We start from the raw sequence: 16,922 nt of genomic DNA, 5'->3' as shown, positions 1-16,922 counted from the left end.
TGGAAGGGAAGGCGGTAAGAAAATGAGCAAAACTAAAAAAATTCTTATCGCTGTTTCCTTGCTTGTGTTGGTATTTTCACTTGTCAGTCTTGCGAGGACTTTCTTGCGAGATTATGCCGAGAAGCAGAAAATCGAAGAGTTAACAAAGGTTTGGAAAGAAGGATCAGAACAAGGTGGAGGGGCTGCATTCCCCTCCACCTTGTTCAATAAAGGTAATGAGCCGGTTATGCTTCCCGAATTTCGAGATCTTTACGAGAGGAACTCAGACATCGTCGGCTGGCTGAAGATTGACGGTACCCGAATTGAGTACCCGGTTATGCAGAATCCACAGGATTCGGAGTACTATCTCAATCATGATTTTGATAAAAAAGAAAACCAAGGCGGTCTTCCTTTTTTGGACGAGTCTAGTACGACCAACCATTCGGACATTTTGCTGATTCATGGACATCACATGAAAAGTGGTTGGATGTTTAAAGATTTAATGAAGTACAGGAACGAAAGCTTCTATCAAGAACATGCGACGTTCCAGTTCAGCACGCTTTACGAAAAGGAAGAGTATGAGATTGTTGCCGTTATTCTGTCAAAAGTTTATCGCAAATCGGACGACGTGTTTAAATACTACCAGATTGAGAATGTAAGTACGCCCGCCGAGTTCGATTCATATGTTCAGAATATCAAACAACTCTCTCTTTATGACACAGGTGTAACAGCACAGTATGGTGACAAGCTTATTGTGCTGTCCACATGCGAGTATTCAACCGAAAACGGTAGGTTAGCGGTGGTGGCTCGAAAGCGTTAATTGACGATGCTGAAACACAAAATCAATCTGCTTTATCTCGCGTTCTCTCCTTAGAGGACGCGATTTTTCTTGTCCCCGAAATAAGGTGCTCATGGACATGTGGATTGAGGAATTACGCAGAATGATAAATTCTGACGAATCCAACGAGTATCGAGGATGTATACATTTGAGATGAGGACATGAAGGCCACTCCATCGTTGGGGTGGTCTCTATGCTGATCAACGACGCAGACTGGAAGGAGACGCTTTTGATCATATTATGGGGTTAAATCGACAAATCTATGTTTCTATGATAGGGTTGAAGCATCCCATAGGCATTCTACTCTTCGGAGTAGAGTGCCTTCATGTATATTATGGGTGCTTACATTAAATGTATTTTAAAATCAATTGGATCGTATATGGAGGTGGTGATGCTATGTTTCTCTCTTTAGCCCCAACAGGGGATGGTTGGATGAGTATGAAAAATGTGAAAATATCATTTAATAAAGAGGAGCGAACATAGCATGACTACTAGTTTTCAAGCGGAGAACCGCATTCCATTAAATACATCCCGACTTAGGGATTTACGTAAATCCGGGCGTTTGCCAGGTATTGTGTTTGGCAAAAATACGGAGAATGAAATGATTCATATTCCAACAATACAATTTCAAAAATGGTTGAAGCAGGGTACGTCTGGTTTTATCGAACTGCAGTTTGAAGAGAAAGGCTCATTGACGGTATTGTTGGAAGATCTCCAGCGTGATCCAGTTACACGGGATTTACTTCATGTGGATTTTCAGCAGGTCCAGACCAATGAGATCCTGCGTACTAAAATTCCTGTCAAGTTCAACGGCACACCGATTGGCACAAAGCAGGGCGGAGTCGTGCAAGTTCAATTATCTTCTATTGAAGTGGAGGCATTGCCGAGACACTTGCCAACGTCGATTGAATTCGACATTAGTGCTATGGACCTTGGTGAAACGTTACATGTAAGTGATGCTACGTTTGCACCAGATGTGACGGTGATCTCTGAGGGGAATGAGTCTCTTCTCTCTGTAGTTAAACCTTAACAATTCTAAATTCGCAAAGCTGAATAAGTCAAAATTAGCCGTACGGGTGATCATCCGTACGGCTAATTTGTGCTGATTACGAGATGATGGCGTGCTCCCATCCTCACAAGGACGGGTAGTCTGGAATTCACCTTACGTATGTCTTTTGCTCGCGTACAGGCGCAATGATCCTGATATTTCGCTACCCTTTCAAAGTTCATTCGCAAAATTCAGGTGTAAAGTAGGTAGACTCAGGAAAGGTAATCACTATAATGGAAATAAGATACATATATAGTTGAACCCGAACTGCTAAGGTCATTGGCATAACATTTCTAAACAGGGCGGTGAGCGAAAAGAAATGGACAAATTAAAGAATAGCGGATTCTATAAACTGAGATTCTTCATCACTCCTGAAGAGTTTAAAAGCCTTTTGCAGCTTTTGGAGCATCGGCAAGCGCAATTCCATCGTACCAATGCTGCCCGAACAGAGCATGATTATAATCAGGTGTACGAGGAGTATCAGACGTTCTATCAGTATTTTGTGGCAGGAGAAAAGAGAGATGACATCCATCCCTTCTTTGTTTACTCTATTTCTATTGCATCGGATCAAGAAAGTTCAGGATTTTTTGTGAGAAATGAAGGGGTTTCTTTTCCATATCACGGACAATGGGCAGAGGATGAACTGCCGTGTATCTTGATTTCATTCCCGAAAGGTTTCCAAGTTAATTTGGAAGATGAAAAAGGAAAGTACTATATATATGAGGATATCCGGGACCATAAGCCACTGACCTATGCGTTTTTCGATGAAATCAGAGACTCTATCAAAAAAATGACCAAACCCCTTCGCTTCTCAGCCCTTGATGCAGATGCGATGAAGGAGCAAAAGCCCTCTGTGCGTATAAGCCATGATGCAATGCACAAATTGAGCCAATCGTGGATCTTCAGTAAATATAGACTTGTGATTCATGGCAAATAGGAGGGGCTGAAATGACGTTCGCCCTAAATATTATCTGTACCTGGGTACTGCTAGTTGCCTCATGTTCCGCAGTATGGTGGAGTTTCAGAACAGAAAAGCTTATAACCATCTCCTGGCTGGCATTTTTGCTACCGGCTGTCTTCCAGCTTGTTACCGCTTTCCGGATTGGTCCAGGCCAAGCAAAGTCACTCATCGTGTTCGGCTGTATCAATCTGGTGTTTGCTGCCCTTGTGGGTGCAGGTGTCTGGTATCTAGTCCAAATAGCCAATTCATGTCGAAGGGGCAAATGATCAACGAATGGAAAGGGGAACTCTATTCATGAAGCCAATGCAAGAAATAGAGACACTGGCCATAGAGATCGCTGCTGCCGCCAGAAAGTCTTTTTGCACCCTTTTTGAAAATGGTGAACGTTACTATTATTGTACGTTATACACTACTGGCGAAGGACATGCGCCAAGCATTTCTGCATGGTCGTGGGAAGCTTTGGCGTTGGAATCGGCTAGACAAGCAGAGGAAAGTGATACGCCGGTATCCACGATTGCGGATCTCATCAAATGGTCGTATGCGGATTCGCCCTATTGTTGTTTTGGGGATGATCACTTTGACGATGTCAAACAACGATATAACGAGCGTCCTTTCATTGCGGAACTGGAGAATGATGATTGGAAGCGCGAGTTGGATGTGAGGCTGAACGCCATGGAGCTGGCGATGAAAATGCTCGATGATGAAGGCGTATTTGCCTTAAATCAATCGCGAGAGTCCGTATGTGCCCTTGTTGAAGTCATGCCGCCGGATGAGATCAATACCGAAATTGCCTTACGTTTGAATCGGGCGGAATCTCCGGCTATGCAAGCATGGTTGGCGGAGGCGGCAGAATAGGGCATCAGGAGCGTTACTACGATGCTCGCAAGGCATACATACGACTTAATCTCGACAATCTTACTGAATCGGAAAATAGTAGACGATCAAATTTCCCGAACTACCTTTGTACATTAAAGGGTGGTTCTTTTTTTTGTCTGCGACCCTCGGACAAACACACTTTTTCTGCCTTGTCCACATTTATACCTCACCAAAACTATTTAATTGCATCTAATAGATTATCAATAAAAAGGAGGTTTTGAGAATGGGAAATAGAAGACCTGGAGCACCTAGTGGTTATGACCCTGTTCAGATCTATAACTCGACTTCGTTTAATGCGAGTGGAGTAGTGGAGTATGCATCGATTTTTTGTAGCAACGATAGATATAGTGTTCAGCGTGACGAGACTTGGAGATCTTCCGACCGTGGTGTGTGCCTGGTAACTAGAATCACCGCGACGGTTAGAACACCGAGTGGAAATATTGAGGCTGAACCGTATACCTCTTCTGGTACTTCGTACAGCCAGTTCGCCATTATACAGGTAGGGGTAAATCAGTTCCGAGTGACACGTGTTACAAGTGCGATTAGAAAATGCCGGAAATAACCGAAGAGGGTTAATATCGAGATTAGGTACGAAACATGAAGAGTCGACTTGCCCGGGCTAGCAGGCAGGTCGTCTTCTTTTGCTTTAATGTTCTTTGTACCATAATATTCTGCGGTGCATCGAGGAATCTTTCAAAAGTCGGAAAGGCCGTAAGGCTGGTTGATAATTGCCTTCTATAATCCAAATTCGCCGTTTCTTGTCGATGGCTATATCGAACCCGACTTGTCTAAGCATAGGGTAATGCTCTCCCAATCGTTTGGCAGCTAATCGTGCAACTTGTTCCGCTCTGACAAGTAAGCGCCGATCTCCAATTCGAGCCAGTCTCAGTGCTTTAAAAACGGGAATGGGGCGGTTATTCACATTGGTGACTTGGTATCCTTGTGCAGCGACTTTAGCATAGGAACCTGTCACGTTCCAAGTGGACGAGGAACTCTTTTTGCGCTGAACCATGATCCGAATGTCGAACGGCCTGTGTTTAATTTGAGCAAGCTGCAGACGCTTTTGGACAATATATTCATCACTTTTGATTGTTTGTTCGAACCATTCCAGTAACTGCTCGTTGTCTCTCATGGTGACTGTGTTATTTTCATTTTGAATACGATAAGCCTTTGCACCGCTTCGTTTAATGAACAGGATACCCCTTCCGTAACTGCCATTACGAGGTTTCAGTACAACGCTGGGATACTGAAGAAGCATCTTCGTTAACGTATCCTTCTCAAGCAACTGTGTTTCTGGCAACCGTTCAGCGAGAGAGGGCTCATCGCGCAGAATGCCATACTGCAACCATTTGTCTCTTTCGAATAACATTGGAATCACAGCCTTTTTTTAATCGTCTATGGTAATTCTAATTCAAATTCGTGATTCGCATAAGTGACCATTCGTCCAGATTTGTAAGTCGATGCATGTCCAATCGGTCGATGGAGACAGAAGATGAACTTTTGCGGAAATTACTGCATTCTGGGAAGGCGCTCATTCACGCTTTGAGTGCTTCTGGATACGCAGGCTCACTTCTATCACCACCGTGGATAACGGCATGCCGTGCTGGTACATGTACTGAAACAAGAGCCAAATGTGAAATGGTTTGAGTAGTACTAGACTGACCTTCCACTAGTACTTTTTACCTATAAATTAGCTTATAAAAAAGTGCGACTTTTTTACCAATATATATACAAATTATTCGTTTACTGTATGACTTTTCGATGTTATACTCACAATATTCAAAAAATTTGTTGAAATATGTCGAATTGAGGCTTATCAGGATGATTATAGGTAAACAAAACGGCGAAGCGATCATCCTCATTCCATCACTTGAACCGGATGAGAGACTTCCAACCTATGTACGGCAATTGCGAGAGTATGGATTGACCAATATTGTTATTGTGGACGACGGATCGGGTGAGGCCTACCAGTCGATTTTCGAGGAGCTTCGTGAGAATGGTTGTGCTCTGCTAACACATGCGGAAAATCAGGGGAAGGGTGCGGCACTCAAGACCGGATTTGAGTATATTGGGAAGCAATTCGACGCATCTTCCTTCGTCGTAACCGCTGATTCAGACGGACAACACGCAGCTGAGGATGTATACCTCATAGCCCAAGAAGCAAGGATTTATCCGGACTCATTGGTGCTCGGGGTAAGAAACTTCAGCGAGGGGAATATACCCCCAAAGTCCCTGTTAGGCAATCGAATGACCTCCTTTATTTTTGCCATGCTCTATGGTAAAAAACTGTCAGATACCCAGACTGGGCTTCGTGCCTTCGGTCCAGGGTTACTTGCGTTTATGCAGGATGTTCGCGGCACTCGATTTGAATATGAGCTGCAGATGCTCATCTCGTGCATTCAGTCTGGCATACCGATTCATACGATGCCAATCCAAGTCATTTATGAAAATGGCAATGCGGGAACTCATTTTAAAGCAATCCAGGATAGTGCCCGAGTAATGGGTGTGTTGTTCTCCAATTTTCTGCGGTTCATTTCATCATCTGTGGCCAGTTCTGTTGTTGATTTGGGTATCGCCTGGTTTTTGATCGACGCGTTGCGGCCCATGTTGGGTGAGCAGCACTATTTAAGAATTCTGCTTGCAACTGTGATTGCGAGAGTGATTTCAATTGTAGTCAACTATGTACTGAACAGACACTTTGTATTTCGCAAAGAGGATAGCCAGGGAAGTCTATGGCGCTATCTAACGTTATGCGGAGTAGTGATCTTGCTGTCCAGTACCGGTGTATATATATTCCATACCGTTCTCTTCGTAGATGAGAAATTGGCGAAATTCGTCTGTGATGCCTTGCTGTTCCTGCTCAGTTTCCAATTGCAGCGAAGATGGGTATTTGCAGCAAGGAGGAAGCAGTTGTAGTGCAAAACGAAAAAAGGCAGAATATCTTTTTTGTCATCACGATGATCCTGATGTCGATTTATTTGGTATGGCGCACGTTCTTTACGTTGCCATGGGGTGAGGGCGTACTGAACGTCATTTTTGGTATGCTGCTGATTGTGGCTGAAACGGTCACCGTACTGACAACCTTTGAATTATTCTTTCAAAAGATGCAAAAAGAACGTACACAGCTCGATTTTCCAATCGTTCCGCCGGAGTATTATCCGGATGTGGATGTATTTATTGCTACGCATAATGAGCCCGTTGATCTGTTATATAAAACCGTTAATGCCTGTACGTTCATGGATTACCCGGACAAGCAGAAGGTTCATATCTATCTCTGTGACGATGGAGCGAGACCAGAGGTGGAGGAGCTTGCCAAACAGTTTGGCGTGGGGTATCTGGGGTTCCCCGGAAACAAGGATGCCAAGTCTGGTAATCTGAACAATGCACTGAGCAAAAGCTCTTCCCCGCTCATTGCAACGTTTGATGCGGATATGATTCCACAGCACACCTTTTTGATGAAAACGGTACCCTATTTCATGCTCTCCACGTTTATTAAGGAGAATGAGGTATGGCGTCCTCGCCGAGAGGACGAGATGGACCCTAAGTTCAAGCTTGGTCTGGTACAGACCCCGCAAAGCTTCTACAATCCGGATCTATTCCAGTTTAACCTGTATGCAGAGCAAGGTATTCCGAATGAACAGGATTTCTTCTCCAGAGAAGTGAACATCCTGCGTAATGCCTCCAATGCGGTAGCCTATACAGGAAGTAATACGATTATTTCCCGCCAAGGTATGGAAGACATCGGAGGTTTTCCGCTCAATACAATCACCGAGGACTTTGAGACAAGCATCCGCTTGCAGCAGGAAGGTTATATTACCTATGCGACTCAAGAGGTTCAAGCTGCCGGGCAGACAACAACAACAGTGAAGAGCATGATTAAACAACGGATTCGTTGGGCACGGGGTATCATTCAGAGCCTGCAGAATACGCGTGCACCCTTATCTGGCAAGCTTCCTTTCTGGACGAGAGTGACCTATTTAAGCAGTTTCTTATACTGGTGGTCCTTCTTTAATCGGTTGATTTTCATTTTGGCACCTATTTTGTTTGCGTTGTTCGACTTCCAGATTGTGAACACAACTTTCTGGCAAATCTTAATATTCTGGCTTCCATCTTATTTCTTCTATAGTGTATCCATGCGATATCTGTCCAGCAATATTCGGAATCAGCGATGGAGTCAGGTTATCGATACCATATTCATGCCTTATCTGATCTGGCCAGTTCTACTGGAGACGCTGGGTATTCGTGAGAAAAAATTCAAAGTCACCAACAAAAGCAGAGCAAGCGGTCGGCAATGGATGTCTGCTCTGTTATATGCACTTCCGCATATCTTCTTGCTGTTGCTTTCCATTGCAGCCGTGATTCGGTATGTGAATGGCAAGTACGGCATTGCGCTGTTCTTCAGCAGTATTATTATTTTCTGGCTGATTCATAACATGATTGCGCTGTGTTACGCCCTGTTCTTCATGGTTGGCCGCCGTGCGTACCGGGAGACAGAACGGATTCGGGCGCAGGAAGATGTCACGATTCGCGACCAAGCCAACAATCTGCGTTATCAGGCCAAGACGGTGGATGTATCTGAGCAAGGTATTGCCTTCTATGTCCCATATCCCATTTATTTGGCTGAGCAGAAGATCATCTCTTTGGTTGTCAAAACCGACCGGTATAAGGCCAATCTCGATGCAGTCATCGTTTATGTGAAACAGGATGGAGAGGGCTGGCGTTACTCCGCAACGGTTCAGCCGATTGATGAGAATGATAACCGCCAATACATGCAAATCATCTACGACCGTAAACACTCGTTGCCAGAGCAGATGAATCTGTGGGATACGGCTTATGACGATATGTTACGTAATGTGAAAAAACGGATTGTTCAACCCAGATCGGATCAGCGAAAAATGCCGCGGCTTTCCCTTCAGCTTCCAGTTCATTTCACCAATGATGCTAGCTGTACGCTGCGTAGCTTCAATTATCGTTTCTTCTCCGCGACGGGTTTCCATGGTGATATTGCGGCAGGAGCGGTCGTTACTTTTTATACGAAGAGTAATATTGAAGTCATTTTGCAACATACGGGAAAAACGACAGCTCGTGAGCGCGAAGTGCTTCTCTCGGTGGAGAATATCGATGATATTGTGGAGAAGGGCCTGATCGACCAATTGTTGACTGATTTGATTGAGCCACATTCCGATCGTTCCACCAGAGAGGGTTAGGAGAGATAAAGATGCTCATTGTGCTTCATTTTGTGATGGGAGTTTTATTGATAATCTCCTTTGTTGGTTATATGCAGTTTGTTCGGAAGACATTTGCACTACGGTGGGAGTTTATCCCTGTATTTGTGTTTTCCTCGATTGCCTGCATCGTATATTTTGCTGGCTTGGCAGGTCAGCTCTTTATAGGAAGTATTATCGTGATGATACTCGGCTTGTTTCTTTTTAGAGATACGCTGGTTCGAGCTGTCCGACGAGGGACCAAGCCGAATGTATTGTTCTCGTTATTTCAGTTTTCTTTTCTGGGCGGAACGTTCATCTTTTTGCTGATTCTGTTCCAAAATCAATTGACACACTACGATAATTTCTCGCACTGGGCTATTGTATTGAAGCAGATGTTGAGTACAAATGCCTTTCCGACGCCAGACTCCAATCTGATTGATTTTAAAAACTATCCGCTCGGGACTTCGTCATTTATTTATTATGTCTGTCGCTTCATGGGGCATTCCCAGTCCGTGATGCTTTTGGCACAGGGTCTGCTTATCTTTTCCTGTTTTTATGCCATGTTTGGCATTATTTCGGAGAAGAAACGTTTTCTTCTGTACGCTTTTCTCGGACTCGGGTTATCGACGCTTTCTTTTTTCAATCTGACGATTCGGATCACCAATCTACTCGTGGATTTCTTGCTTCCGATCTACGCACTCGCGATCCTGGCGGTTATTTACCAATATCGGAATGAGATCATGAAGGCATGTATTGTTGTTCTTCCGCTTGCCGGATTGCTGACCATCATCAAAAGCACGGGTATTATTTTCGCCGCGATCGGCCTGATCTTCCTGGTGTATACATGGTTGAGAAATGGGCAACGCTCGAACTGGAAAGTCGGACTGGCTGTGCTTGGTACCATTGGTGGTTCACTACTTCCGTATTTCGGCTGGAGCTGGCGAATGGCGACGGTGTTCCAAGGCATTAATAACAAGTTCGAGGGAACAGCCTCGGTGATCAAAGCGGGCAAGACGGGAGAACAGAAATGGGAGATTCTGACGCTCTTCTTGAAATCAAGCATAGATATCACGTCCAGGCCTGTGCTCGGCATTGTACTTTTTCAACTTATCGCGATCGGAGCTTCGGTATTTGCTATCGTTGTGCTCAAGAAGAAGTGGAACTTGTGGAAAGCACTAATTGCACTGGACGTTGTTCTGTTACTGTATTACGCAGGGATCCTGGCCCTGTATCTCTTCTCCATGCCATTGGATGAAGCAATTGTCCTAGCTGGATTTGAGCGTTATGCGTCCAGTATCGTGGTGCTGTTCGCCGGTGGGCTGGTGTTGTGTGCTGCGATCGACCTGGAGCGATCATTTCACTATCGGATTGGTGAAGTGCCTGATTATCAATCCTTTAAGACGGTTGAGACCAAAGGTCATTATCAAAAAGGCATCATCGGCTGTATGGCGGTTGCGGCCACCATCCTTTTGTCCGAATATAATGGTATCGTGTCTATCGCCCAAAGTTATGATACAACGCTCCCTTACAAGATTCATGCGGTTACTGGTGATCGGTGGTACTCAGATGGGCAAGAGGATAATAACAGATATCTCTTCTACGCCTCAGACAGGGACCAACAGGTCACGAACTATTACATGCAATATGTAGGGAAGTATTTCTTGTATGCTCCTCATGTGGACGGAATTGTGTTGTTCTATGAGGATAATATGGATAACCTTCTGAGCGGTTACGATTATCTGGTGGTTGTGGAGACGGACCTCAATGCCAAGTGGTTGCTGAAAAAACATTATGGCATCGACATGCAAGAGGGGATCTACAAAATCACCCGTGCCGGGGATCAGATCGTTCTTACTTTGACGTGAGATCATAATTGTTGAGATCCTGTTCTGAGCATCAGGTCAGGATAGATGGAATACATGATTGTATATAGAGTCTCCTTAAATATAGCCCGCTATAGCTAATACCTATAGCGGGCTATAACTCTTTCGTAGAACAGCTATTCCGATCGGATATGTTATATTTAATTCTATAATGATAAACGGGGAGATTAAACTATGAGCATACAAACAGAACCTAAACAACGAACAGTCACTCCATTTCGATATGATATTGTTGGCAGTTTCCTGCGCCCGAGTGCGTTGAAGGATGCCCGATTAAAATACCAGAACGGCGAAATTACCACGGAACAGTTGAATGAAGTGGAGAATGCCGAGATTGTGAAACTTGTACAGAAGCAAAAAGAGGTTGGACTTCAGGCTGTAACGGACGGCGAATTCCGCCGCTCTTGGTGGCATCTGGACTTTTTCTGGGGACTGGATGGTGTAGAGCGGACAATCATTGAGGAAGGCTACCGATTCAACGGTGCGACATCCAGACCGGAAACAGCTCGTCTGAGCGGCAAAATCAGCTATAGCAGTCATCCATTTGTAGCGCATTATGCCTTCTTGAAAGAAGCGGCTGGGGAAGACGTTGTTGCCCGTCAGTCCATTCCAGCAGCAGCTCAGTTCCTATTCGAATTGGACCGGGCAGATAATAAGGAAAGCACACAGGCCATCTATCCGAACCGCCAAGAGCTTCTCTCGGACATTGTCGGAGCGTACAAAGCATCCATCCTGGCTTTTTATGAAGCCGGCTGCCGTAGCATCCAGATTGATGATTGCACATGGGGTGCATTGTGTGACCAACAGTTCATCACAGTGATGGAGCAGATTGGTGTTAATGTGGAAGAGTACGCCAATGAACTCGCAAAACTGAACGAAGATGTGGTATCTGGCCTGCCGGAAGACCTCGTGGTAACCACTCATGTCTGCCGCGGTAATTATGTTTCGACATTTGCAGGAGTCGGTGGCGGTTATGAGCCGATTGCGCAGACACTTCTGAGCATCGATAACTACTCTGGATTCTATCTGGAGTTTGATACGGAACGGGCTGGAGACTTCAAGCCACTTCGATTCCTGAAGGACAATCAGCAGGTCGTACTTGGCCTCTTCTCTTCCAAATTCGGAGAGTTGGAGAACAAGGAAGATATCCTGAAACGGATTGAGGAAGCTACACAATATGTTGATCTGGATCGAATCTGCCTGAGTCCACAATGCGGCTTCGCTTCCACGGAAGAAGGCAACCATCTGACCGAGGAACAGCAATGGCGCAAACTTGCCTTCATTAAGGAAATTGCTGAAGAGCTTTGGAAGTAACTTTTTCAACGTCATTCATCATTCACGCACATGTTATGCATAAGTAAAAATTCGCTAAAAAGCCGTACGGACCATCATCCGTATGGCTTTTTGGTGTAGTCCTCATTGTAGAGTGGATGTTTGATCAGAGTCCATAATAGCCAAGAGAGTGAAGCAATGGGTAGAGATGCGAGTAACGGTTCAGGGAATCGGCATGAGTCAGGAAGAGGTGTGGTGGACGAAATAAAATAGCGACAGTTAGGACAAAGGGATCTTTGTCGCAACTGCCGCTATTTGTCTATTTCGCATGATATCGTCCTTTAGGCACCACCATGGGCGATCCCGAGACGGGGTCTTCTATGACCGTACATTCCAATCCGAAAATGTCTTTAACCTGTGGGGCGGTTATCACCTCTGCGGGCTTACCCTCAGCCACAAGTTTCCCGGTATGAAGCACAGAGGGTTACATTCCTTGATGAAGTAGTCCATTATCCGTTCTTAACGGAACAGTTATAGGATGAGAGCAGGAGGGGTTCTATTAAATTAGGATAAAAATAATATCCATGTATTACATTCCAGATCATGGTATATTTGTATTATTAAATAATGTAAGGAGATTCTACATGCATAATCAATTCATCAAAAAGTTGATCGTTCTTTGTTTGGTTTTTGTATTATTACCAGCAACGAGCGTTTTGGCTGCGTCGTCACTTATTAAGGACCCGGTCTTGGCCAAAGTTATTCGAGCAGATCTGAAGATGTCGGCTAAGAAGGAAATAAAGGCTGCCGATTTGAAAAAATTAAAATCTCTATATGCTATGGAATTAAAAAGTAAGATTTCTAACCTGCAAGGTCTTGAACATGCCGTTAATATGACGGATCTATTCTTGCCTGGTCAAAATATAAAAAATATTAAGCCACTCTACAAGTTAAAGAAATTGACGTTCTTAGCTGTTGAAGGCAATCAGATTGCAGATATCTCGCCACTTTTAGGTCTGACTAATCTGCAAAATCTGGTTATGGACGATAACAAAATCAAAAGCCTGGCTCCATTAAAAAATATGCATAAGCTGACCAGTCTGCTCGCCAGTGGTAATCAGGTGACTGATCTAATTCCTCTTCAGAAGTTAAAGCTGGAATGGGTCATTATGAACGATAATAAAATTCAGGATCTGACTCCTTTAAAAAATCATCCGACCTTGGAGTATCTATATGTAGAAAATAACCTCATTGAGGATATTTCAGTGCTCGAAACCATCCCACATCTAACAGAGGTATATTTGGCTAACAATCCGTTGAATGATCGAGCAGAGCAGGTTGTGAAAAAGCTGGAGAAGAAAGGTGTCCTTGTAAGTCTGGTAAGCGATGAAGCGGATCAGGCGAAGTAGTTTCGATTAGAAAAAATGTATATGTATATGTAAGAAGAAGTTAATCCCTCATTATATTGAACAAAAACAAAGAAGGCCGCAGATATTCTGACGGCCTTCTTTAAACATGCTGAACAGAAACGCTCGGTAACAAATTAACGCCCGTCCCACAACAATATTATTCCACTTCGATCTCCTTCACCGTCTCTCCTTCAACCAGCACAGGCTGATAGTAGGTGTTCGTTGGCAGATCCTTTTTGCCTTGCAGATTCTTGATCACCCAGTCGGCAGCATCGCGGCCCATTTGCTCTTGGGGGTGGGTGAGCGTTGTAAGCCTTATGTTGGCGTTCTTGGCAATATACGAATTGTCCTGTCCAATGATGGATAACTCATCCGGGATCGAGATGCCCAGTTGCCTGCAGGCGTGCACGACCTCCAGTCCCACTTCATCGTTGTAACAAACAATCGCGGTGAGCGCATCCCTGTTTTCGTCCAGATATGTGGCTACACTAGAAGATAAATCCGGTTTCGATGCGGTATCAAAGGAAAGCACTTGCTCAGGATGGAACCGTAACTTCGCTTCACCCAGCGCCTTGATGTACCCCTTCATCCGGTACTTGCCCTGTAGATCATCCATTTTGGCAATAATGCCGATCTGGGTATGGCCTTTGGCGATCAATTCACGTGTGGCAAGATAACTGGATTGCACGTCATCCAGGCAGAAGAACGGAACCTCCAGCTCCTCATAAAATGCATTAATCATCGTAAACGGCACATCCTGCTCTTTGAACGATAGGTAGTATGCAATGTTGGGATTGTAGAGATTACTTTTGGTTGGTTCGACAATCAGGCCATCCACGCCGTAGGAGAGCATCATTTCGAGGGCTTTTTTCTCCTGCGCTACATCATTATTAGTACTGGCCAGCAGTAACGAGTAGTTGTCCTCATTCAGACGACTCTCAATACCGCGAATGATGGACGGAAAGATGTAATCCGAGATGTATGTCGTGATCACACCAATCGTTTTCTTAGACGTATGGCCACCTGATCGTGATCGATACTGATTGCTAACGTAAGTTCCTGAACCCTTTTCGCTTCGTAAAAACCCTTCGTTTGATAACTCCAAAATAGCCTTCCGCACCGTCTGGCGACTTACGGTGTAGCTTTCCTGTAAAGCCAACTCGGTGGGGATCTGTTCGCCTATGCTATATGTCCCCGAAAGGATATGACTCTTTATATCATCAATGATGACCTGATATTTTGGCTTCACGTAGTCCACTTCTTTCATCGTTACTCATCTATATAAACGTAGTTGTTCAAATAGTTGTACGTACATATTTTAGCATGATTCAGTTTGAATGCATATAAAACAGCACAATTTTTGAAATAAACCGTACATATCAGGTCTTTTTAGAAAGAGGTGTACCTTACAGCATAGCCAATTTATAGCCATATAAGACCTTTGAATGGTTAAATAGAGTACAATATGTGTCCTTTGTAAGTATAACTATTATATATTATTGACAAATGTACGTACAAAAAATATACTAAGGCTGTCAGAAAAGGAAAGCGCATTCTTTGAAAACACAACAGGAAGCATTTATACAAAAATATTATTAGTCACTGCTATAAGTAAGAGATTCACCTTATATATGCATCCTTTGGGATGTGAAATCGCGACCGGAGAGGGGATACACGTGATTATGAGTCAATTGGACTTGAAAGAAGCCATTACCAAGGGTGCTACTTCGCTCGGTATTGAATTTGGATCAACGCGGATTAAGGCGGTGTTGATTGACGAGCGTTTTGAGACCATCGCGTCAGGCAGTTATGAATGGGAGAACCTCCTGAAAGATGGATATTGGACGTACAACCAGGAGGATATCATCACAGGTCTGCAAACGGCTTATCGTGAGATGAAGCAAGATGTGGAACAGAAATACGGTATTACGCTGCGCACGGTCGGGTCTATCGGATTCTCGGCCATGATGCACGGATATATCGCTTTGGATAGCGCTGGTGAACTGTTGGTACCTTTCCGCACGTGGCGTAACGCTACGACGGGAGCAGCTGCAAGAGAGCTAACGGAACTTCTGCAATTCAATATTCCGGAACGCTGGAGCATTGCCCACTTGTATCAAGCGATTTTGAACGAAGAGGTGCATGTGCCACAGATCGATCACCTGACAACTTTGGCTGGATACATCCACTGGTTGCTGACGGGCAATAAGGCGATTGGGATCGGCGATGCTTCAGGCATTTTCCCAATTGACGAGTCTACACATAACTATCACCCATCCATGATCCAACAGTTCGACGAACAGATCGCAGGCAAAGGTTATCCGTGGAAAGTTGAGGACCTTCTGCCCAAGGTATATCTCGCGGGTGAGAATGCGGGTGAGCTAACGGAAGCGGGAGCCAAGTTACTCGACCCTTCACAAGATCTGCAAGCAGGCATTCCGCTCTGCCCGCCAGAAGGCGATGCCGGAACGGGTATGGTGGCAACAAATAGCGTGAGAAAACGTACGGGCAACATCTCCGTCGGCACATCCGTATTTGCGATGATCGTACTGGAGAAGGAATTGTCCAAAGTGTATCCCGAGATCGATATGGTCACCACGCCGGATGGCAGTCCAGTAGGGATGGTGCATGCCAACAACTGTTCCAGTGATATCAATGCATGGATTGGATTGTTCCGTGAATTCTCTCAAGCGATGGGATATGAAGTGGACAACGGAAAGTTGTTTAGCGTGTTGTTTAACAAGGCTTTGGAGGCAGACCCTGATGGTGGTGGCTTGCTCAGCTACGGTTACTACTCAGGCGAGAACATTACGGGACTTGAGAAAGGCCGTCCATTGTTTGTCCGCTCCCCGGAAAGCAACTTCAATCTGGCAAACTTCATGCGGACACATCTGTTCAGTGCCTTCGGTGCACTCAAGTTGGGTATGGACATTTTGACGGAGGAAGAGAATGTAGCCATTGATAGTATTTTGGCGCACGGTGGCTTGTTCAAGACTCCTGTGGTGGGACAACGTATTGTGGCTGCTGCGATGAACGTACCGGTATCGGTAATGTCTACCGCTGGTGAAGGCGGCGCATGGGGCATGGCGCTTCTAGCTTCCTACATGATCAACAAGGATCAAGAGGAGAGCCTGGATGTGTTCCTGGAGCAGAAAGTCTTTAACGATGTGGAGGGTGTCGAAGTGGCACCGGATGCATCGGATGTGAAAGGGTTTGAAGCATTTATCGAACGCTATCGGAGTGGACTTGCGATTGAGCAATCAGCCGTAGATCATCTGGTAGAGGTTGTTCAAAAAGACCGCTTTTGATTACGAAGGATGCCTAGTGGCATCATCAACATCGAATATGGAATTCAGCCGAAATGTCCGTTGCTCACGTAGCTCGATCTACGCTCCGCTACTCCATTTCTAGCTTCATCCCATCTTCTCGGTACTGAAAACCGACTTTTT

Annotated in this window: 14 protein-coding genes and 1 pseudogene; 12 read left to right on the top strand and 3 right to left on the bottom strand. The window is 44.8% G+C overall.

What is annotated here, in order from left to right:
- The first annotated feature begins 22 nt into the window (after positions 1–22).
- From srtB to MHH25_RS30390, 6 genes are all read left to right on the top strand, one after another.
- Positions 23–799 (top strand): class B sortase, encoded by a 777-nt coding sequence (gene srtB, locus MHH25_RS30415; RefSeq protein WP_340018812.1) that lies wholly within the window; start codon positions 23–25, stop codon positions 797–799.
- A gap of 502 nt (positions 800–1,301) precedes the next feature.
- Positions 1,302–1,847, top strand: a complete 546-nt coding sequence (locus MHH25_RS30410; RefSeq protein WP_036611836.1) for a 50S ribosomal protein L25 — start codon at positions 1,302–1,304, stop codon at positions 1,845–1,847.
- A gap of 337 nt (positions 1,848–2,184) precedes the next feature.
- Complete coding sequence (locus tag MHH25_RS30405; RefSeq protein WP_076329313.1) at positions 2,185–2,802, top strand: hypothetical protein; 618 nt, start codon at positions 2,185–2,187, stop codon at positions 2,800–2,802.
- 11 nt (positions 2,803–2,813) lie between these two features.
- Positions 2,814–3,092, top strand: coding sequence for a hypothetical protein (locus MHH25_RS30400; protein ID WP_340018811.1), 279 nt, complete (start codon positions 2,814–2,816; stop codon positions 3,090–3,092).
- A 28-nt stretch (positions 3,093–3,120) separates the two neighbouring features.
- Positions 3,121–3,681, top strand: a complete 561-nt coding sequence (locus MHH25_RS30395) for a DUF4303 domain-containing protein (RefSeq protein ID WP_340018810.1) — start codon at positions 3,121–3,123, stop codon at positions 3,679–3,681.
- A 244-nt stretch (positions 3,682–3,925) separates the two neighbouring features.
- Complete coding sequence (locus MHH25_RS30390; protein WP_051449797.1) at positions 3,926–4,264, top strand: hypothetical protein; 339 nt, start codon at positions 3,926–3,928, stop codon at positions 4,262–4,264.
- A gap of 84 nt (positions 4,265–4,348) precedes the next feature.
- Here MHH25_RS30390 and MHH25_RS30385 read toward each other — a convergent pair whose 3' ends face one another.
- On the bottom strand, positions 4,349–5,071 hold the full coding sequence (locus tag MHH25_RS30385) for a YheC/YheD family protein (protein WP_340018809.1): 723 nt from the start codon (positions 5,069–5,071) through the stop codon (positions 4,349–4,351).
- A gap of 452 nt (positions 5,072–5,523) precedes the next feature.
- Between MHH25_RS30385 and MHH25_RS30380 the strand changes: the two genes are divergently transcribed.
- The 4 genes from MHH25_RS30380 (at position 5,524) to MHH25_RS30365 (ending at position 12,106) form a co-directional block, all read left to right on the top strand.
- On the top strand, positions 5,524–6,618 hold the full coding sequence (locus MHH25_RS30380; RefSeq protein ID WP_340018808.1) for a bifunctional glycosyltransferase family 2/GtrA family protein: 1,095 nt from the start codon (positions 5,524–5,526) through the stop codon (positions 6,616–6,618).
- Complete coding sequence (locus MHH25_RS30375) at positions 6,618–8,909, top strand: glycosyltransferase family 2 protein (RefSeq protein ID WP_340018807.1); 2,292 nt, start codon at positions 6,618–6,620, stop codon at positions 8,907–8,909. The genes MHH25_RS30380 and MHH25_RS30375 overlap by 1 nt, the downstream gene beginning before the upstream one ends.
- Before the next feature lie 11 nt (positions 8,910–8,920).
- A complete protein-coding gene (locus tag MHH25_RS30370) occupies positions 8,921–10,774 on the top strand; it encodes a hypothetical protein (protein ID WP_340018806.1) in 1,854 nt (617 codons plus the stop codon).
- Between the two features lie 192 nt (positions 10,775–10,966).
- Positions 10,967–12,106: a 5-methyltetrahydropteroyltriglutamate--homocysteine S-methyltransferase gene (locus MHH25_RS30365; protein ID WP_036611821.1), complete on the top strand. Its 1,140-nt coding sequence runs from the start codon at positions 10,967–10,969 to the stop codon at positions 12,104–12,106.
- Between the two features lie 277 nt (positions 12,107–12,383).
- Here the strand turns inward: MHH25_RS30365 and MHH25_RS30360 are convergent.
- Positions 12,384–12,530, bottom strand: a pseudogene (locus MHH25_RS30360) (ABC transporter ATP-binding protein); the annotation flags it as partial.
- Positions 12,531–12,708: 178 nt separating this feature from the next.
- On the opposite strand from MHH25_RS30360, the gene MHH25_RS30355 reads away from it, so the two are divergent.
- Positions 12,709–13,473, top strand: coding sequence for a leucine-rich repeat domain-containing protein (locus tag MHH25_RS30355; protein WP_036611818.1), 765 nt, complete (start codon positions 12,709–12,711; stop codon positions 13,471–13,473).
- A gap of 157 nt (positions 13,474–13,630) precedes the next feature.
- Here MHH25_RS30355 and MHH25_RS30350 read toward each other — a convergent pair whose 3' ends face one another.
- Positions 13,631–14,722 carry a GntR family transcriptional regulator gene (locus MHH25_RS30350; RefSeq protein WP_036612022.1) on the bottom strand — a complete coding sequence of 364 codons (1,092 nt, stop codon included), beginning with the start codon at positions 14,720–14,722 and terminating at the stop codon, positions 13,631–13,633.
- Between the two features lie 433 nt (positions 14,723–15,155).
- On the opposite strand from MHH25_RS30350, the gene MHH25_RS30345 reads away from it, so the two are divergent.
- Positions 15,156–16,781, top strand: a complete 1,626-nt coding sequence (locus tag MHH25_RS30345) for an FGGY-family carbohydrate kinase (RefSeq protein ID WP_340018805.1) — start codon at positions 15,156–15,158, stop codon at positions 16,779–16,781.
- Positions 16,782–16,922 lie beyond the last annotated feature (141 nt).

This window comes from Paenibacillus sp. FSL H3-0457, assembly GCF_037981725.1.
GTDB classification, from domain to species: domain Bacteria; phylum Bacillota; class Bacilli; order Paenibacillales; family Paenibacillaceae; genus Paenibacillus; species Paenibacillus amylolyticus.
The sequence above is the reverse complement of the archived record's forward strand: the minus strand, read 5'-3'. Positions and strand labels throughout refer to the sequence as shown.

Coding starts and splice junctions, on each gene's coding strand:
- srtB (WP_340018812.1), top strand. CDS start 23: ATGAGCAAAACTAAAAAAATTCTTATCGCTGTTTCCTTGCTTGTGTTG.
- MHH25_RS30410 (WP_036611836.1), top strand. CDS start 1,302: ATGACTACTAGTTTTCAAGCGGAGAACCGCATTCCATTAAATACATCC.
- MHH25_RS30405 (WP_076329313.1), top strand. CDS start 2,185: ATGGACAAATTAAAGAATAGCGGATTCTATAAACTGAGATTCTTCATC.
- MHH25_RS30400 (WP_340018811.1), top strand. CDS start 2,814: ATGACGTTCGCCCTAAATATTATCTGTACCTGGGTACTGCTAGTTGCC.
- MHH25_RS30395 (WP_340018810.1), top strand. CDS start 3,121: ATGAAGCCAATGCAAGAAATAGAGACACTGGCCATAGAGATCGCTGCT.
- MHH25_RS30390 (WP_051449797.1), top strand. CDS start 3,926: ATGGGAAATAGAAGACCTGGAGCACCTAGTGGTTATGACCCTGTTCAG.
- MHH25_RS30385 (WP_340018809.1), bottom strand. CDS start 5,071: ATGTTATTCGAAAGAGACAAATGGTTGCAGTATGGCATTCTGCGCGAT.
- MHH25_RS30380 (WP_340018808.1), top strand. CDS start 5,524: ATGATTATAGGTAAACAAAACGGCGAAGCGATCATCCTCATTCCATCA.
- MHH25_RS30370 (WP_340018806.1), top strand. CDS start 8,921: ATGCTCATTGTGCTTCATTTTGTGATGGGAGTTTTATTGATAATCTCC.
- MHH25_RS30365 (WP_036611821.1), top strand. CDS start 10,967: ATGAGCATACAAACAGAACCTAAACAACGAACAGTCACTCCATTTCGA.
- MHH25_RS30355 (WP_036611818.1), top strand. CDS start 12,709: ATGCATAATCAATTCATCAAAAAGTTGATCGTTCTTTGTTTGGTTTTT.
- MHH25_RS30345 (WP_340018805.1), top strand. CDS start 15,156: ATGAGTCAATTGGACTTGAAAGAAGCCATTACCAAGGGTGCTACTTCG.